This window comes from Streptomyces sp. AM25 (genome assembly GCF_058146165.1).
The window spans coordinates 120,883-140,367 of record NZ_JBKIWN010000007.1; the positions used below are offsets into that span (position 1 = coordinate 120,883).

General features: G+C 72.2%; 15 protein-coding genes and 1 pseudogene. 8 read left to right on the forward strand and 8 right to left on the reverse strand.

Going from position 1 to position 19,485, the window contains the following annotated elements; all coding sequences use genetic code 11:
- Positions 1-4: 4 nt before the first annotated feature.
- The 3 genes and pseudogenes from ccrA to ACLHRZ_RS10910 all read left to right on the forward strand — a co-directional run.
- The gene (gene ccrA, locus ACLHRZ_RS10900; protein ID WP_490418125.1) at positions 5-1,363 is read left to right on the forward strand and encodes a crotonyl-CoA carboxylase/reductase; all 1,359 of its coding nucleotides are present in this window, start codon (positions 5-7) and stop codon (positions 1,361-1,363) included.
- 107 nt (positions 1,364-1,470) lie between these two features.
- Positions 1,471-2,595 carry a transaldolase family protein gene (locus ACLHRZ_RS10905; RefSeq protein WP_490418126.1) on the forward strand — a complete coding sequence of 375 codons (1,125 nt, stop codon included), beginning with the start codon at positions 1,471-1,473 and terminating at the stop codon, positions 2,593-2,595.
- 271 nt (positions 2,596-2,866) lie between these two features.
- Positions 2,867-4,522, forward strand: a pseudogene (locus ACLHRZ_RS10910) (helix-turn-helix domain-containing protein); the annotation flags it as partial.
- On the opposite strand, the gene ACLHRZ_RS10915 reads toward ACLHRZ_RS10910, so the two are convergent.
- Positions 4,512-5,876 carry an IS701 family transposase gene (locus ACLHRZ_RS10915; RefSeq protein ID WP_490418127.1) on the reverse strand — a complete coding sequence of 455 codons (1,365 nt, stop codon included), beginning with the start codon at positions 5,874-5,876 and terminating at the stop codon, positions 4,512-4,514. The pseudogene ACLHRZ_RS10910 and the gene ACLHRZ_RS10915 sit on opposite strands and share 11 nt — an antisense overlap.
- A 435-nt stretch (positions 5,877-6,311) precedes the next feature.
- Here ACLHRZ_RS10915 and ACLHRZ_RS10920 point away from each other — a divergent pair, with 435 nt between their 5' ends.
- Both ACLHRZ_RS10920 and hflX read left to right on the forward strand, forming a co-directional pair.
- Entirely contained in the window at positions 6,312-8,792 is a 2,481-nt protein-coding gene (locus ACLHRZ_RS10920; protein ID WP_490418128.1) for a beta-glucosidase H, read from the forward strand.
- A 67-nt stretch (positions 8,793-8,859) separates the two neighbouring features.
- A complete protein-coding gene (hflX, locus tag ACLHRZ_RS10925; protein WP_490418129.1) occupies positions 8,860-10,263 on the forward strand; it encodes a GTPase HflX in 1,404 nt (467 codons plus the stop codon).
- A gap of 57 nt (positions 10,264-10,320) precedes the next feature.
- On the opposite strand, the gene rfbH is transcribed toward hflX, so the two are convergent.
- Positions 10,321-11,622 carry a lipopolysaccharide biosynthesis protein RfbH gene (gene rfbH / locus ACLHRZ_RS10930; RefSeq protein ID WP_490418130.1) on the reverse strand — a complete coding sequence of 434 codons (1,302 nt, stop codon included), beginning with the start codon at positions 11,620-11,622 and terminating at the stop codon, positions 10,321-10,323.
- A gap of 229 nt (positions 11,623-11,851) precedes the next feature.
- Between rfbH and erm the strand changes: the two genes are divergently transcribed.
- Positions 11,852-12,700, forward strand: a complete 849-nt coding sequence (gene erm, locus ACLHRZ_RS10935) for a 23S ribosomal RNA methyltransferase Erm (protein WP_490418131.1) — start codon at positions 11,852-11,854, stop codon at positions 12,698-12,700.
- An 83-nt stretch (positions 12,701-12,783) separates the two neighbouring features.
- Here erm and ACLHRZ_RS10940 read toward each other — a convergent pair whose 3' ends face one another.
- Entirely contained in the window at positions 12,784-12,969 is a 186-nt protein-coding gene (locus ACLHRZ_RS10940; protein ID WP_490418132.1) for a DUF6243 family protein, read from the reverse strand.
- 123 nt (positions 12,970-13,092) lie between these two features.
- Here ACLHRZ_RS10940 and ACLHRZ_RS10945 point away from each other — a divergent pair, with 123 nt between their 5' ends.
- Positions 13,093-13,689: a TetR/AcrR family transcriptional regulator gene (locus ACLHRZ_RS10945; protein WP_490418133.1), complete on the forward strand. Its 597-nt coding sequence runs from the start codon at positions 13,093-13,095 to the stop codon at positions 13,687-13,689.
- A 607-nt stretch (positions 13,690-14,296) separates the two neighbouring features.
- Here the strand turns inward: ACLHRZ_RS10945 and ACLHRZ_RS10950 are convergent.
- The 5 genes from ACLHRZ_RS10950 to ACLHRZ_RS10970 all read right to left on the reverse strand — a co-directional run bounded on the left by ACLHRZ_RS10950 (position 14,297) and on the right by ACLHRZ_RS10970 (position 18,610).
- Complete coding sequence (locus tag ACLHRZ_RS10950) at positions 14,297-15,031, reverse strand: dienelactone hydrolase family protein (RefSeq protein WP_490418134.1); 735 nt, start codon at positions 15,029-15,031, stop codon at positions 14,297-14,299.
- 340 nt (positions 15,032-15,371) lie between these two features.
- On the reverse strand, positions 15,372-16,337 hold the full coding sequence (locus ACLHRZ_RS10955) for a pirin family protein (protein ID WP_490418135.1): 966 nt from the start codon (positions 16,335-16,337) through the stop codon (positions 15,372-15,374).
- A 41-nt stretch (positions 16,338-16,378) separates the two neighbouring features.
- Positions 16,379-17,317 carry a M56 family metallopeptidase gene (locus ACLHRZ_RS10960; protein ID WP_490418136.1) on the reverse strand — a complete coding sequence of 313 codons (939 nt, stop codon included), beginning with the start codon at positions 17,315-17,317 and terminating at the stop codon, positions 16,379-16,381.
- A 105-nt stretch (positions 17,318-17,422) separates the two neighbouring features.
- The gene (locus ACLHRZ_RS10965; protein ID WP_490418137.1) at positions 17,423-18,022 is read right to left on the reverse strand and encodes a DUF5134 domain-containing protein; all 600 of its coding nucleotides are present in this window, start codon (positions 18,020-18,022) and stop codon (positions 17,423-17,425) included.
- 195 nt (positions 18,023-18,217) lie between these two features.
- Entirely contained in the window at positions 18,218-18,610 is a 393-nt protein-coding gene (locus ACLHRZ_RS10970) for a VOC family protein (RefSeq protein ID WP_490418138.1), read from the reverse strand.
- Between the two features lie 76 nt (positions 18,611-18,686).
- Here ACLHRZ_RS10970 and ACLHRZ_RS10975 point away from each other — a divergent pair, with 76 nt between their 5' ends.
- Positions 18,687-19,232, forward strand: coding sequence for a GNAT family N-acetyltransferase (locus tag ACLHRZ_RS10975; protein WP_490418139.1), 546 nt, complete (start codon positions 18,687-18,689; stop codon positions 19,230-19,232).
- The last annotated feature ends 253 nt before the right edge of the window (positions 19,233-19,485 follow it).

The window sequence follows — 19,485 nt, forward strand, 5'->3', positions numbered from 1 at the left end:
TGTGATGAAGGAAATACTGGACGCGATCACCACGGCGAACGGCTCCACGGTCACCACCGAGGACTTCGCCGCACTGCCCCTGCCCGAGTCGTACCGGGCGGTCACGATCCACAAGGACGAGACGGAGATGTTCGCCGGCATCCCGTCGCGCGAGCGCGACTCCCGCAAGTCGCTCCACGTCGAGGAGGTGCCGGTGCCCGAACTCGGGCCCGGCGAGGCGCTCGTGGCCGTCATGGCCAGTTCGGTCAACTACAACACCGTATGGTCCTCGATCTTCGAACCGCTGCCGACCTTCGGCTTCCTGGAGCGCTACGGGAGGAGCTCGCCGCTCGGCAAGCGGCACGACCTGCCGTACCACGTCCTCGGCTCGGACCTGGCGGGCGTGGTGCTGCGTACCGGCCCCGGCGTCAACGCCTGGAAGCCTGGCGACGAGGTGGTGGCCCACTGCCTGTCCGTCGAGCTGGAGTCCGCCGACGGGCACAACGACACGATGCTCGACCCCGAGCAGCGCATCTGGGGTTTCGAGACCAACTTCGGCGGTCTGGCCGAGATCGCGCTGGTGAAGTCCAACCAGCTGATGCCCAAGCCGCGGCATCTGAGCTGGGAGGAGGCCGCCGCTCCCGGCCTGGTCAACTCCACCGCGTACCGGCAGCTGGTCTCCCGCAACGGCGCCGGGATGAAGCAGGGCGACAACGTGCTGGTCTGGGGCGCGAGCGGCGGACTGGGCTCGTACGCAACCCAGTTGGCGCTTGCCGGCGGCGCCAATCCGATCTGTGTGGTCTCCAGCGGACAGAAGGCGGAGATCTGCCGCCGGATGGGCGCCGAGGCGATCATCGACCGCAGCGCGGAGGACTACCGGTTCTGGAAGGACGAGCACACCCAGGACCCGCGGGAGTGGAAGCGGTTCGGCAAGCGCATCCGCGAACTCACCGGCGGCGAGGACGTCGACATCGTCTTCGAGCACCCCGGCCGCGAGACCTTCGGCGCCTCTGTCTATGTCGCGCGCAAGGGCGGCACGATCGTCACCTGTGCCTCGACCTCGGGCTACAACCACGAGTACGACAACCGCTACCTGTGGATGTCGCTGAAGCGCATCATCGGCTCCCACTTCGCCAACTACCGCGAGGCATGGGAGGCCAACCGCCTGATCGCCAAGGGGAAGATCCACCCCACCCTGTCCAAGACGTATCGTCTCGCGGATACCGGCCAGGCTGCGTACGATGTCCACCACAACCTCCATCACGGCAAGGTCGGCGTCCTGTGTCTCGCCCCCGACGAGGGCATGGGTGTACGCGACCACGAGCTGCGTGCACGGCACTCGGAGGCCATCAACCGGTTCCGTGTGGACCGGACCGGTGGCTGAGACCGTGGCGACCGCAGCGGGATCTCCCTTCCGGTGGCGGGGGGCCGACGAGATGACGGGGGTCATCGGACAGCGAAGGCAATGGGCTTGAGGGACAAGGACGCACTGTGGGTGGGGACTTCAGATACCGGCTGGCCGGTGAGGGCATCGCGCTGCGATTAGAGGGGTGCGACCGGGAGGCGGTGGCATCCGGCCGGCTCGCCCGGCTGACCGAGTTCCAGGGCGTCACGGGAGCCTCCTGGCACCCCGCCGCCCTGGCCGCCGCGCTCGGTGCCGGTCCCGCCGACGCGTACGGCGCACAACTGCGGGACCTGTCCCTGCGCGGGGCCCGGCCGGAGACCGTGATGCGCGCGGTGCTCGCCCACGACGGCCGGCTGATCTGTGATGCGCTGATGACGGCCGGCGAGCGCACCCGGGGCCGCGACGGGTACGGCTCACTGCCCCTCGTCCCCTGCCGCCCGGAGGGGTCCGAGGCCCTGCTCGCCGAGGCCAGGGCGCTGCACTGGGCCGTGGACCGGCCCAACCTGCTGGTGTCCTTCCCCGTGTTGCCGGGCCGGGCCGGTGCCGTGGCCGACTGCCTGGCCGAGGGCATCGGGGTCGACGCCTCGCTCGTGCTCACCTCGCGGGTCTGCCAGGAGGTGCTGGAGGCGTTCCTGACGGGCCTGGAACGGGCGCGGGAGCAGGGCAGGGACGTGTCGGCGATCGGTGCCGCGGTGACCTTTCCGCTCGGCCTGCTCAGCGAAGGGGTGCGGGCCGGCCTGCCGGGCGCCGGGGGCGGGGAGCCGTCCCCGCCCGGGGCGGCCGCCCTGGGGCACGCGGCGGCGCTGGCCCTCGCCCGGTTCGGCTACCGGAAGTACGAGCGGATGCTGGCCCATCCGCGCTGGAAATCGCTGGCCGCCGACGGGGCCCGCCCGCCCCGGCTCGTCTGGTCGGCCTGCTACAGCCTGCCCTCGGGCGTGCCCGCCGTGGGGCGCGCGGGGCTGGCGGACATCGTCGGCGTGGGCACGGCGTTCGCGTGGGACCACGAGGGGCTGGCAGCCTTTCTGGCGGAGGAGCGGCTGGGGCCGGAGAACCTGAGCGGGGAGCACATCGAGGCGCTGGCGCAGGCCGCGCTCCTGGACGGGTTCGGCGTCCGCCTGGAGAAACTGGCCCACCGGCTGGGCGGGGAGCAGACCGAGGCCCTGGCGGCGTCCTGGGAACGGTTGATGGCCGCGATACCGGGGAAGATGTAACGAACATCGATCAGTTGTTCAAGACCTTTGACGCATTCCTGGACAGGAAGTTATCTTCCGTTGGTTGAAATGATCGTTTCGACGGGGGGCGTCGTTGAGTCAGTTCGGCCAGTGCGAAGCGGAAGAAGAGGTCGTCTTAGCGTGCCTCGAACTCCTCGCGCGTGAAGCGCCCCCCAAGGAGTACGACGAACTCGTCAGAGAGGCCGTGGTCGCCGGTGCCGGGCGGGAGGAGCTGGACCGCTTCGAACGGGCGCGTCGGCTGGCCCTCGACGTGCACGGGCTCGTCGGCCGCCGGCGGCAGCGCGAGGCCGAGCTGACCGCGCTGGTCGACAGCGCACGCGAACTCACCCAGGCCACCGGCCTGGACGCGACGCTGGGGCTGATGGTCCGGCGGGCCCGGCTCCTGCTGAAGGCGGACATGGTCTACGCCGCGTGCGCCGAGGACTCCGGCGAGATGCCCGTCCGGGTCGCCGTGGGCTCCGTCAGCGCCTCGACCATCGGGTTCCGGATACCGGCGGAGAACGGACTGGGCGGCGCGTCGGGGGAGTTCCGCGCCCCGTTCTGGAGTCCCGACTACCTGACGGACCGGCGGATCAAGCACACCGACGCCCTCGACGAGGCCGTGCGCGCCGAGGGCCTGCACGCGATCCTCAGCGCCCCCCTGCGCGTCGACGGGAAGCTCATCGGCGTGCTGTTCGTCGCCAACCGGCACGTCCGCGAGTTCACCCCCGACGAGGTGGTACTCCTGGTCTCCTTCGCCGACCTCGCCGCCGTCGCCATCAACACGGCCCGGCTGCTGGAGGACGTCCGTGCCGCGAACCACGAGCTCCGGCACACCGGCAGCCGCATGCGCACCGACCTCGGCGAGGCCCTGCGGGCCACCGACGTCCACAGCGACCTCGTCCAATTCGCCCTGGACGGCGCCTCCGTGGACGAACTGCTGGACCGCGCCTCCGCCGAACTCGGCGGCACCCTGGCCCTCCGGGGACCGGCGGGCGGGACGATCGCCTGCCGGGGCCGTACCCCGCTGCCGGACGACGACGGGTCCCTGGAGGCGGCGTGCGTGGACGCGCATGCCCGCAGCTCCCCCCTGATGCTGTCCACCGGCACCTGGGTGGTGCCCCTGACGTCCCGCTCCGAACGGCTGGGCAGCCTGCTCTTCCATCCGGACCCGGCCGACGGCGACGGCCGGACGCGCAGCGCCCGGCCCTTCCTGCCACTGGCCGCCCGCGCCCTCTCCGTGCTCCTGGCACCGCGCCGCGCACTGCCCGGCCGGGGCGGGACGTACGAGGACCTCCTCGACGAACTGCTCGCCCCCCGGGGTGATGCGGGGAAAGGGGGCGACCGTGCCGTCCCGCTGTCCGTCGACATGAGCCGGCCCCATGTGGTGGTCGTCGGCCGGCTCGAGGAGCCCGCCGAGGACCGGGCCGCGGCGTGGGCCGCCGCCTACGCCCGCCGCCACCGCGGCCTGGCCTCCGCCCGTGCCGGCCGCGTCGTCCTGCTGCTGCCCGGCGACGACCCCGGGGTCCTCGCCGCCCAGGTCCGGCGGGACTTGAGCACCGCCGCCGAGGTCTCCGTCACCGCCGGTGCCGCGGGCCCGGCCCGCGGCACCGGCGCGATCCACCACGCCCACCAGGAGGCGCTGCGCTGCCTGGAGGCCCTCACCACCCTTGGCGGCAGCGGGCGTTCCGCCTGCGCGCGGGACCTGGGCTTCCTCGGCATGCTGCTGGCCGAGGACCACGACATCGGCGGCTTCATCCAGCGCGTGGTGGGGCCCGTACTGGAATACGACGCCCAGCGTTTCAGCAACCTCGTCGAGACGCTGGAGGCGTATTTCCAGTGCGCCGGCAGCCCCACCCGCGCCGCCGAGATCCTCTACGTCCACCCCAACACGGTCTCGCGGCGGATGGAACGCATCACCCAGCTGCTCGGCCGAGAGTGGCAGGAGCCGGAACGCGCGCTGGAACTCCAGCTCGCGCTACGGCTCGAACGGACCCGTGCCTCCCTGCGGTCCGATCCGGACGGGCGGCGCAGCGGGGCGCGGACGTGACCGCCCCGCCGGTGGCGCGGGCGCCGTCGTCGAACAGCCGCAGCGCGTGGGCCAGCGACACCAGGGTCACGTGCCGGTGCCAGCCGTGGTACGAGCGTCCCTCGAAGTCCTGGATGCCGACGCCGAGGCTGACGTCCGTGTAGTCGGCGTCGGCCCGCAGCGTCAGCCGGGCGAGCCCCAGCAGGGTGCTGCGCCCGGCCCCGGGCACGTTGGTGAGCCACACCTCGGAGATCCGCCGGCGGTTGAGCGACCACACCGCGACCAGGACGAGCGGCCCGGGCGCGGAGTGCGGGCGGGGACGGACCGCCGTGCGGGCGGGGGCCGGGGCGGCAGGGGCCGGCCGGTGCAGGCCCGGCAGGTGGACGGGCAGCAGGGCCACGAGACTTGTGCGGCGCAGCTCCGGATCGGCGGGGTCCCGCCACTCCACCGGCCGCTGCTGCGGGCGGCTCAGCTCGGCGAGGTGCCCGGCCGAGGCCGACACGGCGCGCGTCCGCGCCCAGGACAGCTCCGGGGCCAGCAGCGCCGTGTCCGCCCCGATGCGCAGCATGAAGGACAGGCCGGCCGCGGACAGGCTCTCCACCAGCGGGGTCAGGGCCTCCTCGCGGGCATCCATCACCACCGGCCGGGGGGCGAGCCCCCACGAGGCCGCCTCCACCGCCACGCCCGCCGCGGGGTCCCCGGGCTGCCGCGGATCGGCGGGCTCGGGGATCGCGGCGCGGCGCCGCAGCTCGGTGTCCTTCAGCCAGTCGCCGCCGATCGACAGCTGCCAGTTCACCGGCGCCGCCCCCGCGTCGGAGGCCAGCCACAGCCCGTACCCGTACTGGCTGTTGACCGCGTGCCCCAGCTGCGGGACGAAGCGCCGCTCGACGCCGACCGAGTGCCGCCCGGTCTTCGGGATCACCATCGGGCGCACCACCCAGGCCCGCGCCCCGAGGGCCTCGTCCAGCCGGGCCGCCAGGCCCGCCCGCAGGGGCGTCCAGTCCCACGTCGAACAGCTGATGAAGTGGTGCAGGCTCTGCTCGGCGGCCCGTTCCCCGGTTCCGGCGGCGAGGTTGCGCATGGTCTTGCGGCCCCGGGTGGTCAGCAGCCCGTGCACGTACAGCGCGCCCTTGTGCCGCTGGTCCTTGCGGCGCAGGGAGCCCAGAACCGCATCGCACAGGCCGCGCGTCTCCTCCCGGTCCGCGGCGGGATGCGGAACAGGCGCTGTACGGGCATGGGTTGTCGCCGTCATAGCACTCCTCGTGATCGAAGACCCGTGGGGCTCGGGGCCGTTGTGCCGGCCTCGGTTCCACGGTCGCCGGTGAGCCCCTCCGCTTCCCAGGTGCGCCGGGAACACACTTTCCGGTCCCGCCGCGGGCGGGGCGGCCGGCCCGCCCGAGGTGGCGGGCCGTGGACCGGGCCGGACGGCGGGGGTTGTGTGGCCGGGCCACCGATCCGGGCGCCGCCCTCCGCTTTCCGGCCGGCGGCCGGCGGGCGCGGTGGTGGTCCGGCCACCACCGCCGCCGGGACGGCGGGCCCGGGACCGGCGGGGGATGGGGTCCGGGTCACCGGTGGCGGCCCCAACTGTGTGGCGTCCGGCCCTCGTTCGCGGTGGCGATCGGCGAAAGCATGTCGGAGCGCGGAGTTCCGCACTTCCGCGCGCACCACCGTGGAACTAGGAGACGATTTGATCTTCCGTAACAGATCCGGGACCGGCCGGGCGGCCCGGGCCCTCGGCGGCGCCCTCGCGCTCGCCTGCCTGGGCGGCCTGCTGAGCACCGGGCCGGCCGGCGCCGCCCCCGCCCCGGCCGCCGAGGGCTCCGAACGCGTCCGTGGCCTGGTGGCCGGGATGACCCTCGACGAGAAGCTGTCCTTCGTCCACTGGGGCGCCGGCCCCGAGGGCGGCCCCCTGGCCCGTGGCGTCGGCTACCTGCCCGGCGTGCCCCGGCTGGGCATACCCCCGCTGCAGGCCGCCGACGGCCCGGTGGGCGTACGCCTCAACGGGGGCCGCGCCACCGCCCTGCCCACCCCGGTCGCCCTCGCCTCGTCCTTCGACGACCGGCTGGCCTCCTCCTACGGGACCGTACTGGGCCGCGAGGGCAGGGCGCTGGGCCAGGACGTCGTGCTCGGGCCGATGGTCAACACCATCCGGGTGCCCTACGGCGGCCGCAACTTCGAGACCTTCAGCGAGGACCCGCTCGTCACCTCGCGCACCGCAGCGGCCGAGGTCGAGGGCATCCAGGACCAGGGCCTGATGGCGACGGTCAAGCACTTCGCGGGCAACAACCAGGAGTACCACCGCGATACGGTCGACGCGACCATCGACGAGCAGACGCTGCAGGAGGTCGAACTGCCCGCCTTCCGCAGCGCCGTCGACGCCGGGGCCGCCGCCGTCATGTGCTCGTACAACTCCGTCAACGGCACCCACTCGTGCAGCAACGACCGGCTGCTGCAGAAGATCCTGCGCGAGCAGTGGAACTTCAAGGGCTGGGTGATGTCCGACTGGCTCGCCACCCACCGCACCGACGATCTCACCCGGGGCCTGGACCAGGAACTCGGTCTGGAGATCGGCAAGCCCACCGACCCGGTGCCCGACGCCCGGTACTTCGGCACCGCGCTGAAGAACGCCATCCGGGCCGGCACCGTGCCCGAGGCGGCCCTCGACCGCTCCGTCGGCCGCATCCTCGGCCAGATGGAACGTTTCGGCCTGCTGGAGGCCGAGCAGCCCGCGCGACCCGGCCGGGACGCCCAGGCCGGCCGTGCCGCAGCCCGTGAGATCGCCGAGAACGGTGCCGTCCTGCTGCGCAACGAACAGCGCGGCGGCAAGCCCGCGTTGCCGCTGACCGGTGACCGGGCCACCGGCATCGCCGTCATCGGCGACAGTGCGCTGCGCCCGAAGGTCACCGGCCTGGGCAGCGCCCACATCGTGCCGGACCGGGCCAAGGCCCCGGTCGATGCGATCCGCGAGCGCGCCGGCTCCGGTGCCACCGTCGCCTACGAGCCCGGCGTCGACCGCATCGGCAAGCCCCTGCCCGACGGGGCGCTCAACCCGCCCTTCCGCAACGGCAAGCAGCTCGACCCCGGCGGCGACCGCCAGTTCTACGAGGGCACCCTCACCGTCCCCGAGGACGGCCGGTACCGCTTCGCGCTGCGTGCCGACGGCGGCATGGTGACCGCGCACATCGGCGACCAGGACCTGTACGCCGCGGACTCCTACGGCGAGACCACCAGCGTCGTCCTGGACCTCGCCAAGGGCACCCACAAGGTCTCCCTGAGCGGCTGGGCCTGGCCGGACCGGCCGCTGTCCGCCGACCTGACCTGGGTCACCCCCCAGGAGGCCAGGGCCGGCTTCGACCGCGCCGTGGCCGCGGCGGCCACGGCCCGCACCGCGGTGGTCTTCGCACAGGACGAGGGCGCCGAGGGCACCGACCGCTCGTCCCTCTCCCTCCCCGATGGACAGGACGCCCTGATCGCCGCGGTCGCCAAGGCCAACCCGAACACCGTCGTGGTGCTCAACACCGGTTCATCGGTGCTGATGCCGTGGCTGCCCGGCACCGCCGCCGTGCTGCAGATGTGGTATCCCGGCCAGGAGGGTGCGGAAGCAACCGCCGCGCTCCTCTACGGTGATGCCAATCCCAGCGGCAGGCTCACCCAGACCTTCCCGGCGAGCGAGGGCAAGCACCCGGTGGCCGGCGACGCCAAGCGCTACCCGGGCGTCGACGACCGGGAGGAGTACGGCGAGGGCGTGCACGCCGGCTACCGCTGGTACGCCCAGCAGGGCGTCACCCCGCTGTTCCCCTTCGGGCACGGCCTGTCCTACACCTCCTTCTCCTACCGCGACTTGACGGTGAACAGGACCGCCGACGGAGGTGCCACCGCGTCGGTGACCGTCCGCAACACCGGTGCCCGCGCCGGAAAGGAGGTCGTCCAGGCGTACCTCGGCCCGGCCTCCGGGGTGACCGCGCCGCAGGCGGTCACGAAACTCGCGGGGTACACGAAGATCTCGCTCGACCCGGGGCAGGAACAGCGGGTGACGGTCGCAGTCGACCCCCGCCGGCTGCAGTACTGGGATGTACAGAGTCACGGCTGGCGGGACGCGTCCGGCCGGCGATCGCTCGCCGTCGGATCCTCGGCGGCGGAGGCCCGGCTGACCGGCACCCTCGGGTGACCGGGCGGGCCGCACGATGACGCCCGGTACGAGCCCGCATCCATGACAACCGACTGAAAGGACATCCATGACCCAGGCAGAGCGCCCCGCGCGGCGACCCATCGGTACCGCGGACGCCATCGATGCGACGGAGGACACGGGGCTGCGCCATGTGGCGGGGCTCTCCACCGAGCTCCAGGACGTGGCGGAGGTCGAGCAGCGTCAAGTGCGCCTCGAACGCGTCGTCCTGGCGGGGGTGTGGACCTCCGGCACCGTCGAGGACGCCGAGAGCTCCCTCGGCGAGCTCGCCGCCCTCGCCGAGACGGCCGGCGCCCTGGTCCTCGACGGCGTCGTCCAGCGCCGCGACAAGCCGGACCCGGCCACCTACATCGGCTCCGGAAAGGCGCAGGAGCTGCGGGAGATCGTGGAGGAGTGCGGCGCCGACACCGTGGTGTGCGACGGCGAGCTGAGCCCCGCCCAGCTGGTGCGGCTGGAGGAGGTCGTCAAGGCCAAGGTGGTCGACCGGACCGCCCTGATCCTGGACATCTTCGCCCAGCGGGCCACGTCCCGGGAGGGCAAGTCCCAGGTGGCGCTGGCCCAGATGCGGTACATGCTGCCGCGGTTGCGCGGCTGGGGACAGTCGCTGTCCCGGCAGATGGGCGGCGGCGGGTCGGGCGGCGGAGGCATGGCCACCCGCGGCCCCGGCGAGACCAAGATCGAGACGGACCGGCGGCGCCTCAACGAGAAGATGGCCAGACTCCGCCGGGAGATCGCGGAGATGAAGACCGGCCGCGACCTCAAGCGCCAGGAGCGCCGCAGGAACAGGACTCCGTCGGTGGCCATCGCCGGGTACACCAACGCGGGCAAGTCCTCCCTCCTCAACCGGCTCACCGGCGCCGATGTGCTGGTGCAGAACGCCCTGTTCGCCACCCTCGACCCGACCGTGCGCCGGGCCGAGACTCCCTCGGGCCGGGTCTACACCCTCACCGACACCGTGGGATTCGTCCGCCACCTCCCGCACCACCTGGTCGACGCGTTCACCTCGACCCTGGAGGAGGTCGTCGAGGCGGACCTGATCCTGCACGTCGTCGACGGCTCCCACCCGGACCCGCGCGCGCAGTTGGCGGCCGTCCGCGCCGTGATCGCCGGTCTGGACGGCTCCGCGGTGCCCGAGCTGGTGGTCGTCAACAAGGCCGATCTCGCGGACCCGGACGTCCTGGCGGGGCTGCTGGCCGACGAGCCCCGCGCGGTGGCCGTCTCGGCCCGCACCGGCGCGGGGGTGGACGCGCTGCTGGCCCGGATCGAGGCGGGGCTGCCGCGCCCGGGCGTGGAAGTGGACGTCCTCGTTCCGTACACCGAGGGGCACCTCGTCGCCCGCGTCCACGAGACGGGCGAGGTCCTGGCCGAGGAGCACGAGGAACACGGCACGCGGATACACGCCATGGTGGACGCCGGGCTGTCCGCCGAACTGGCGCCCTACAACCGGGCCTGAGCACAAGGCGGCGCCCCTCCCGGAGGAGGGGCGCCGCTTCTTGTGCGCGTGTGCTGCTCAGGAATGCTTCAGCGTGAACTCCCGGATGGATGCGACCACATAGTCGATCATCTCGTCGGTCAGGCCCGGGTAGACACCGGTCCAGAAGGTCTGGTCGGTGATCAGGTCGCTGTTGACGAGGGGTTCGGCGATCCGGTGCGCACGGTCGGCGTAGGCGGGGTGACGGGTCAGATTGCCCGCGAAGAAGCGGCGGGTGTTGATGCGGCGCGCCTCCAGGAAGTCCACCAGCGCCTGCCGTTCGTAGGCGGCCCGGGGGTCGACGGTGAGGAGGAACCCGAACCAGCTGGGCTCGCTGCCGGGGGTCGGCTCGGGCAGCAGCAGCCCCGGCAGCCCGTCCAGGCCCTCCCGCATCCGCTGCCAGTTGTGCCGCCGGGCGGCGGTGAACTCCTCGATCCGCTGCAACTGGCTGAGCCCCAGGGCGGCTTGGAGGTCGGTGGACTTCAGGTTGTATCCGACGTGGCTGAAAATGTATTTGTGGTCGTAGCCGTGGGGCAGTTTCCCCATCTGCTGGTCGAAGCGCTTCATGCACCGGTTGTCCTCGCCGGGCTCGCACCAGCAGTCCCGTCCCCAGTCGCGGAACGACTCGACCAGCCGGGCCAGCACCAGGTTGTCGGTGAGGACGCAGCCTCCCTCGCCCATGGCGATGTGGTGGGCGGGATAGAAGCTCACCGTCGCCAGGTCGCCGAACGTGCCGGTCTTCCGTCCGCGGTAGGTCGAACCCACCGCGTCGCAGTTGTCCTCGACGAGGAACAGGCCGTGCTCCTCGGCCAGTTGCGCCACTTCCTCGACGGCGAAGGGGTTGCCCAGCGAATGCGCGATCATGATGGCCCGGGTGCGCGGCCCGATGGCCGCCGCGATCCGCTCGGGCGTGGTGTTGTACGTGCCCAGCTCGACGTCCACGAACACCGGCACCAGGCCGTTGTGCAGGATCGGGCTGACCGTGGTGGGGAAGCCGGCGGCGACGGTGACGACCTCGTCGCCGGGCTGCAGCCGCTGGTCCTCCAGCTGCGGGGAGGTCAGTGCGCTGAGGGCCAACAGGTTGGCCGAGGAACCCGAGTTGGTCAGGTGCGCCTTGCGGGTGCCGATGAACCGGGAGAAGTCCCGCTCGAAGCGGCGGGAGCTCACGCCCGCCGCGATCCGCATGTCCAGCGCCGCCGACACCAGCGCCAGCCGGTCCTCCTCGCTGAGCACGGCCCCCGAGACCTGGATCGGCGTCACGCCGGGCTGGAACGCGGAGGGGGAGTGCCGGCGGTGGTATTCGCGGACCAGCTCCGCGAGTTGTTCCTTTGCCCGGTCCATGGTCGGTGGATCCCTTCGTGGTGGCGCCGCTGACGAGAGGCCGAGGCTAGGCGGACCGCGAGGGGATGGCGACGGAGCGCGGAGGACTTCATCAGGTCGCAGTTCGGGCCGCGGTTCGGGTCGCGCCGGGGTGCGCGAAGAGGCCGGAGCGGGGCAATGTGGCTGAAATCCATCGGATGTGTGCACAACAAGAGGGATATGCGACCGACCGATCGGTATGTTTCGCGATGTGAGTTCGAAACAGCTCGTCGCATCGAGAAACCATGGCCGCCCCCGTGCGTCGCGCGACGCCGACCGCAGGAAGTGGGGCCAGAACTTCTTCCGTTCGGCCGCTTCCGCCCGGCGGTTCTCCGGCCAGTTGGAGGACTCGCGTTCCGCGTCCGGGAGCCGGCGGGAGGGCGCCCTGGTCGTGGAGATAGGGGCGGGCGGCGGCCGGATAACGAGAGAACTTGCCTCGGCGGGCCACGAGGTGCTGGCCGTCGAGATAGACGCCCACTGGGCGCACCGGCTGACCGCGGAGGAACTGCCGGGGGTCACCGTGGCCAACGAGGACTTCCTGGACCTGAGACTTCCGCGCGGGCCCGTACGGTTCGTCGGGAACCTGCCGTTCGTGTCCGGCACCAGGATCCTGCGCCGCTGTCTGGACCTGGGCCCCGGCTGCGCGGCGCAGGGGGTCTTCCTCCTGCAGCAGGAGTACGTGGGCAAGCGCACCGGAGCATGGGGCGGCAATCTCTTCAACGCCCAGTGGGAGCCCTGGTACGACTTCGCGGAGGGGTTGCCCTTCAACCGCCGGGAGTTCAGCCCGGTCCCGCAGACCGACACGTCGACGCTTCTGGTGACGCCGCATCACAGGCCCGTGGTGCCCTGGCAAGACCGCGTCGACTACCAAGAGTTCGTCGATCTGATGTTCAATACCGGCCAAATGACGATCGGCGACGCGGCGCGCAAGGTGCTGCGCCGGGGCCACGCCCAGTATGTGCGCGCTGCCGGAATCCGGCCGGCGGAACGGGTGAAGGACCTCGACGCCCGGCAGTGGGCGGAGCTCTTCAGGCTGCGCCAGGAGTGGACGGACCGCTGAGCGGGCTCGGCATCCCTCCACGCATACCGAACCGGCCGCGTACGGATATCCGTACGCGGCCGGTTCTCTCACGGAAGGGTCCGTCACGACGCGGGGGTTTCGCCGGCGGTCCGCGCTTCCCTGAGCTTCCGCAGCAACTCTCGCTTCTGAGCAAGCGGGTCGCTGCCGCCTCCGGTAGCTCCGCCCTTCCCGTTGCCGCGCAGTGCGCTGCGGGAGAGGTTGGAGCGGGCACCGCCGACACCCAGCATGTTTCCTGAGCCCTTGGGCATGTGGATTCTCCTTTCGCCGGCAAGCCGGGACGTTCCGTCTCGGCATGGTCATGAGTCTGCGGGTTGCGATTGTCCGCTGTCAAGACGATACGTATCGCCTCGCGTCCTCCTAGGGTGGACGTCATGTCGTACAGTCACGCACCAGACGCCACCCGACGCCGCCGCCGCTCCCAGCGCGCGATCCTCGACGCCACCCTCGAACTCGTCTCCGAAGTCGGCTACCCCAGGCTGACGATCGAGGCCATCGCCGCCCGTGCCGGGGTCGGGAAGCAGACCATCTACCGCTGGTGGCCCTCGAAGACCGCCATCCTCAGGGAGGCCGTCGTCTCCCTGGGGGGCGACGGAGCGCACACCGCCATCCCGGACACCGGCGACCTCGAGGCCGACCTCAAAGCGGTCCTGCACGCCACGATCGACACGATGAACGACCCCCGGTACGCGCTGCCCCTGCGAGCCCTCGCGGCCGCGGGCATTGCCGACGTCCGGCTGGGCGCCGAACTGGTCGCCGACGTGCTGGAACCTCAATTGCGGGGATATGTGGACCGGTTGGCTGCTGCCCAGCGGGTCGGCCAGGTGGCGCAGGACATCGACCTGCGGATCGCCCTGGAGCTGTTAACGGCCCCGATCGCCCATTGCTGGTTGCTGGGCGATGCCCGGCTGACCCATGCATACGCCGACACGGTGGTCGAGCTGGCCCTGCGCGGGCTGGCGCCGCGCTGACGGAAGCGGCCGTGGGCCGGGGGGTGTTCGGTGGGGATGCCCGGACACCCAACGGGCCGGCTCGCGGGAGGGGTGCGGTGGGAGGCCGTGTGGCAGCGACTGTATTCCGCCACCGTCGAGCTGATCAACACCGGCCGTCGCTGCCGCCTCCGATTCCCCCGAAGCAGCGGCACCCGGCACGACAGCCGGGCCGCCGGCCCACCCGAGGCCGCTCCGGCAGACCGGAACCCGGGTCGGCCGAGTGCCCTGTCGGGGGCGGCTGTCGAACTCGCCTACGAAGGCGTGAGCCCGAGGTCAATCACCCGTCGACCGGCTTCGGCGGTCGATTCCGAGCGTGCCGCCGTTACCCACTCCGGTCCGCCGTATCCGCGTTCCGCTCGCTGATGTTGACCATGCCGGTGATGGTACAGCCGGGCATCGTGGCCACGACCGACCCACTCGATGTCTTCGGCTGCGGACGCAACACTGTCGCAGGCCAACGCGCCGCGCACGAGGGCGGTTTGAGCTGGGGGGCGGGCTCGGGGGTTTGGGTCTGGGACCGCCCGGCGGGACGCTCGCCGGGCGGGCCGAAGACGTAGCCGACGGGCTTGAATCCTGGGCCGGAGCCTCAGCCTTTGGCCAGGGTGCGGCCGAGAAGGGGCAGCAGGCGGTCCCAGTGGCGCTGCAGCGCGGTGGGGTCGAAGGCATCGGTGTCGGACATGGTGAAGCCGTGAACGGTGCCGGGGTAGATCTCGGAGGTGTAGCTGACACCTGCGGCATCCAGGACTTGGTCGAGCTCGCCGAGGGCTTCGGGCGTCATGTCGCCTTCGGCATGGCCGAGATGGATCCGGGCGGTGAGCTTGGAGAAGAGTTCTGGACCGTCGACGCCCACAGGGCCGTGGAATCCGGCGACGGCGGCCACCTGGCCGGGGTGGGCCGCGGCGGTGCGCATCGCCAGGAGGCCGCCTATGCAGTAGCCGGTCACCGCGACCGGTCCGGCACCGACCTCGGGCTGGGCGGTGAGGAACCTGAGGTAGGCGTCGGCGTCGCTCAGGACACGTTCGGGGGTGTGCGCCTCGATCAGGGGCATCAACTGGGCGAAGACCGCGGGCCGGACCTCTTCTCCGATGTGCTCGGGAAGCTCGATGACCGGTGCCGGGCCGTGCCGGTAGAAGAGGTTGGGGACGAGCACGTAGTACCCGTGCCCGGCCAGTTCGCGGGCCATTTCCCGCAGCACGGGCCGGATCCCGAAGCCGTCCGCGTACATCAGTACCCCCGGGTGCCGACCGCCCCCGTCGGGCAAGGCGGCGAACGCGTCGGCCCGGCCGTCCGCGGTGGGAATCTGCAGCATCTTGATGGGCATCAATTCTCCTGTCGTGGTTGATGTGTCGAGCCTGTGATCAACACGACGGAGGCGGAGCCCGCGCAGCAGCGCAGGATTCTCGGTCCGGCAGCGGGCCATCACCGGCCCGTACGGCGCTCAGAGGAGCACCGGGTCACCGATCCGTGTGTGGCGCAATGCCGTCCCGGTAGTCATGGTTGCACAACGTAGCCGACTGGATGGAGCCGATGCCAGCCCCCGGCCATAGCGCTGTTCGCGGGAATGGTCTCGGTCAACACCTCGGGACGACTGCTTCGCAATGCAGTCCAAGGGCGGGCCGGCCACGCTCTCAGCGCCCTGTTCAGACAACTGAATGCCCAGTTCAACGCACCCTTCCACGAGGCTTGAGCGCCACCGGCGGAAGCGCCGGCGCCTTCAGCGCGGGGCCGTCGTACCCCTGCACCTGCCCGAACCGGTCCCCCGTCACCCAGTCCTCCCGCGCTCGCGCGACCTCCTCATGGCTGCGGCCCACGAAGTTCCACCACATCACGACCCGCTCCTCGAACGGCTCGCCGCCCAGGAGCATGAAGGCGCTGTCCACGTCGGCGCGCAGCGGCAGTTCGCGGCGGCCGCAGCCCAGGTAGAGGAGTGAGCCGGGGGCCAGGCGCACGCCGTCGATCTCGGCCTCGCCGGACATGGTCAGGGCCGCGTACTCGAAGTCCGGCTGCACCGGGAGGCGGGCCGAGGCGCCCGCGGGCAGGGTGATGTCGGCGCCGACGATCGGGGTGAAGGCGGTGGCGGGGGAGTGCGTGCCGTCGAGTTCGCCCATGATGACGGTGGCGTCGATGCCGCCGCCCCTCACGCGCGGCAGTTCGGCGTGGTGTTCCCACGCGGGGTCCGTGTGCCGGTGGGCGTCGGGCAGCGCCACCCACAGCTGGGCGCCGTGCAGCAGGGGAGCGTGCTCGCGCGGGGACTCCTCGGAGTGGGCGATGGCGCGCCCCGAGATCATCAGCCCCAACTGCCCCGGGCGCAGGGTCTGCAGGCTGCCGAGGCTGTCGCGGTGCAGGACCTCGCCGGCGTGCAGCCAGCTGACGGTCTGCAGTCCCATGTGCGGGTGCGGAGCGACCTGCATGCCGGGCTCGTCGGCGATGTCGTCCGGGCCGTAGTGGTCGACGAAGCACCAGGCGCCGATCATCCGGCGGCCGATGCCGGGCAGCAGGCGGCGCACGATCGTGCTCTCGCCGAGCGGTACGTCCTTGGCGGGCAGCAGCTCGCGCACCGGCTGCGCCGTGATGTCCTGGCGGCCCCCGCACTGCGTGGGGGCGGGCTGGATGTCGAGGTTGCTCATGACGGACACCATGTCACCTCCCGGCCGGAGGCGGGCGGACGTCAGCGCAGGGCGCTGAGACCCGGTACGAACGTCACCAGCAGCGGCACGAACGGCACCAGTGCCGCCGCGGCCGTCAGCCGCAGCCGGTGTGCCGCGGTGAGCCGGGGCGCGGGGGCCAGCAGCCGGTCCACGCGGCCGGGCAGGTGCGAGGCCCCGGCCGGGCAGGGGCCGAACACCCCGCGGTCCTCGTTGAGTTCGACCAGGGCGAGCGCGGTGGTCAGCCGTCCGAAGCGGCGCGAGGCGCAGTCGTCCGCCGCGAGCTCGACCAGGTGGTGCACCTGGTCACGGAAGGCGGCGAAGACCGGCACCTGGGGGAAGCCGTGGGCCAGCGCCGAGGCGCAGTGCAGCAGCCAGTCGTGCCGGGCCCGGGCGTGGCCCTGCTCGTGGGCCAGCACCGCATCGAGCTGCGTCCCCTTCAGCCGGCGCAGCGCCCCCGTGGTGATGACCAGTTGGGGCGCGGGGCCGCCGCGCAGCAGCCAGGCGTCGGGGCGGTCGCCCTCCAGCACCATGAGCCGTTCCGTGCCGGGCACTTCTCCGGGCAGCCTGGGGGAGCGGAGGCGCAGTTCGACACGGCGGCGCCGGCGGCGCGCCCGTGCTCCGCGGATCTCGCGGGTGAGCATCGCGGCCGTCCACACGGCACCCGAGGCAAGGGTGATGGCCAGCGGTGCCGCCCACGCACTGTGGGCCCCGAGGGCGTAGGCCTCCACCACACCGCGCGGGGCGGGGGCGAAGACGTTGCCGCGGACGGCCTCCCACGCCTCGGCGGCGCTCAGCGACATGGCGAGAACACAGCACAGCAGCACGGCCGCCACCACGCACTGCCACACCCACAGAGCGACGACCGGTTCCCGGACGGGCCAGTCGGCGCGGGTCAGCACGCGTGGCGCCACGGCCGCCGCCAGTCCGCCGAGGACCAGCAACGCGAGCGTGACCATCATGGCGTCAGCCTATGAGCGCACGCCTGTCCAGGGGTACGGCTCCGTCCGCGAAGTGACGCAGACCACGGGAACCGCGGACGTTCACCGGCCGACCCGCCCACCGGCTCACAGCGTGAGCAGCATCGCCAGCATGCCTATCGCCATGGACAACCGGCACGCGGTGGTCAGTTCGCGCCGCCCCGGCCGCTGCGGCCCCCGCGCCGCCCCGCACGTCCACGGGCCCTCTCCTGCGGCGACGGCCGCCGGCACGGGGACGATGCGCGCCGTGGCCCGTACGGCATAGACGGCGAAGTACACCAGCAGCAGCCCGGTCAGCAGGGGAGTGCCCGCCGGCTCGTGCATCGCTCCGCCGTGCATCGCATGACCGCCGGACGGTGCACCCGCCATCGCGAGCGCCATGTACACCATCGCCAACGCCCCCACAGCGTGGTGCAGTTGATGCCCCTCCGCCCGCCGCCGGGCGATGACCAGCGCCCGGACCCCCGCGGACCCGAACACCACGACGAACAGCATCGCTCCCCACGGCGTGGCCGCCGGCATCCCGGCCGGCAGGGCCATGGCCGCCATGCCCAGGCCCATCAGGGCGTCACCCCCCGCGGCCCGGCGCTCCCCCGTTGCGCCGGCCCGCATCCCGACAAGGCAGTACACGCCCGTGGCGGTGCACAGCGCGACGAGCAGCCAGCCGACCAACGGCGGTCCGTGCACAGCGCACCTCCCCGAACGCATATCCACCCCCGGGAGGCTGCCCACCGTGACCGCTGCACACGGGAGCGCACAGGCGCACTGCGGGAGTGCGGCACGAGCCGGTACGCGCGCCCGCGCGCGGGGGCGCATTCAGCAGGAGTGCGGGCCGAGAGATCCCCCGGCCCCTCAACCCCGCCGCCAGGCTCCCCCAGCTCCCTAAACCCCCGGCCGGTACCGCAGCGGATGCCCCTCCGGCACCTCCACCACTGCGATGCGCACCCCGTCCGGATCCGCGATCCACATCTCCACCAGCCCCCACGGCTTCGTCTCCGGCGGCTCCAGGACCTGCACCCCGCGCTGCAGGAACTCCTGGTGCGCCTGCGCCGCGTCCGCCACCTGGAACCACAGCTCCAGCCCGGGCCCCGGCGGGTGCTCCGCGCGTCCCGAGACCTCCAGGAAGCCGCCGCCCAGGAAGTAGACCGTGCCCCGCTCGGGCCCCGTGCCGAACTCGCGGTAGACCGCGAGCCCCAGCGCCTTGCCGTAGAACTCCCGCGACCGCTCCGGGTCGACCGGCCGCAGCAGCACCCTGCTGCTCAGTACGTGCACCATGGCGCGACTGTACGCACAACTGCTCCGTTAGGGTCGTACGGACGCCCGAAAGTGCACGGAGAGGATCACGTCATCCATGGAAACCGCCGCCCGTACCGCCGATCTTGCCTTCCGCCCCGCGACCGCCGGCGATGTTCCGGCCCTCGTCGCGCTGGTCGAGTCGGCGTACCGCGGTGAGGACAGCCGCGCCGGGTGGACCACCGAGGCGGACCTGCTGGAGGGCCAGCGCACCGACCCCGAGAGCGTCATGGCCGTGGTGACGCACGCCGACAGCCGGTTCCTGGTGGCCGAGCGCGCCGGCGAGCCGGTCGCCTGCTGCCACGTCGAACACCGCGGCTGCCACGCCTACTTCGGGATGTTCGCGGTCCGCCCGGCCGCCCAGGGCGGTGGCCTGGGCAAGGCCGTGATGGCGGAGGCCGAGCGCGTCGCGCGCGAGGAACTGGGCGTGCGCGAGATGCACATGACCGTCATCCGGCAGCGCGAGGAACTGATCGCCTGGTACGAGCGGCGCGGCTACCGGCGGACCGGGCAGATGAGCCCGTTCCCCTACGGCGACGAGCGGTTCGGCATCCCGCAGCGCACCGACCTGGAGTTCGAACTGCTGGTCAAGGAACTGGCCTGAGGCAACGGTCTCCCGGGAGCTGCCCGGGCCGCCCGGCGCGATCACTCAGTGCGACCGCCCCGCGCGATCAGTGGCCGGAACGAGCTTAGAACGGCTGCGGGTGCCACAGTGGCAGAAGAGGCCGATTTTCGCTCCTGATCCCTCACACGAGAGAACGGCACAGGAAAAACGGCGCTCAGGCGGGGGCCTGGCAGGATAATTTGTCGATACATCCCTTGAGCCGGAGAAGCTCGCATGGATACGGTGTCTTAAC

Excerpts from the sequence above, each read along its gene's own strand:
- ccrA (WP_490418125.1), top strand. The coding sequence starts at position 5 with ATGAAGGAAATACTGGACGCGATCACCACGGCGAACGGCTCCACGGTC.
- ACLHRZ_RS10955 (WP_490418135.1), bottom strand. The coding sequence starts at position 16,337 with ATGAGCAACCTCGACATCCAGCCCGCCCCCACGCAGTGCGGGGGCCGC.
- ACLHRZ_RS10915 (WP_490418127.1), bottom strand. The coding sequence starts at position 5,876 with ATGACGGCGACAACCCATGCCCGTACAGCGCCTGTTCCGCATCCCGCC.
- hflX (WP_490418129.1), top strand. The coding sequence starts at position 8,860 with ATGACCCAGGCAGAGCGCCCCGCGCGGCGACCCATCGGTACCGCGGAC.
- ACLHRZ_RS10975 (WP_490418139.1), top strand. The coding sequence starts at position 18,687 with ATGGAAACCGCCGCCCGTACCGCCGATCTTGCCTTCCGCCCCGCGACC.
- ACLHRZ_RS10945 (WP_490418133.1), top strand. The coding sequence starts at position 13,093 with ATGTCGTACAGTCACGCACCAGACGCCACCCGACGCCGCCGCCGCTCC.
- ACLHRZ_RS10940 (WP_490418132.1), bottom strand. The coding sequence starts at position 12,969 with ATGCCCAAGGGCTCAGGAAACATGCTGGGTGTCGGCGGTGCCCGCTCC.
- ACLHRZ_RS10950 (WP_490418134.1), bottom strand. The coding sequence starts at position 15,031 with ATGCCCATCAAGATGCTGCAGATTCCCACCGCGGACGGCCGGGCCGAC.
- ACLHRZ_RS10970 (WP_490418138.1), bottom strand. The coding sequence starts at position 18,610 with ATGGTGCACGTACTGAGCAGCAGGGTGCTGCTGCGGCCGGTCGACCCG.
- rfbH (WP_490418130.1), bottom strand. The coding sequence starts at position 11,622 with ATGGACCGGGCAAAGGAACAACTCGCGGAGCTGGTCCGCGAATACCAC.
- ACLHRZ_RS10960 (WP_490418136.1), bottom strand. The coding sequence starts at position 17,317 with ATGATGGTCACGCTCGCGTTGCTGGTCCTCGGCGGACTGGCGGCGGCC.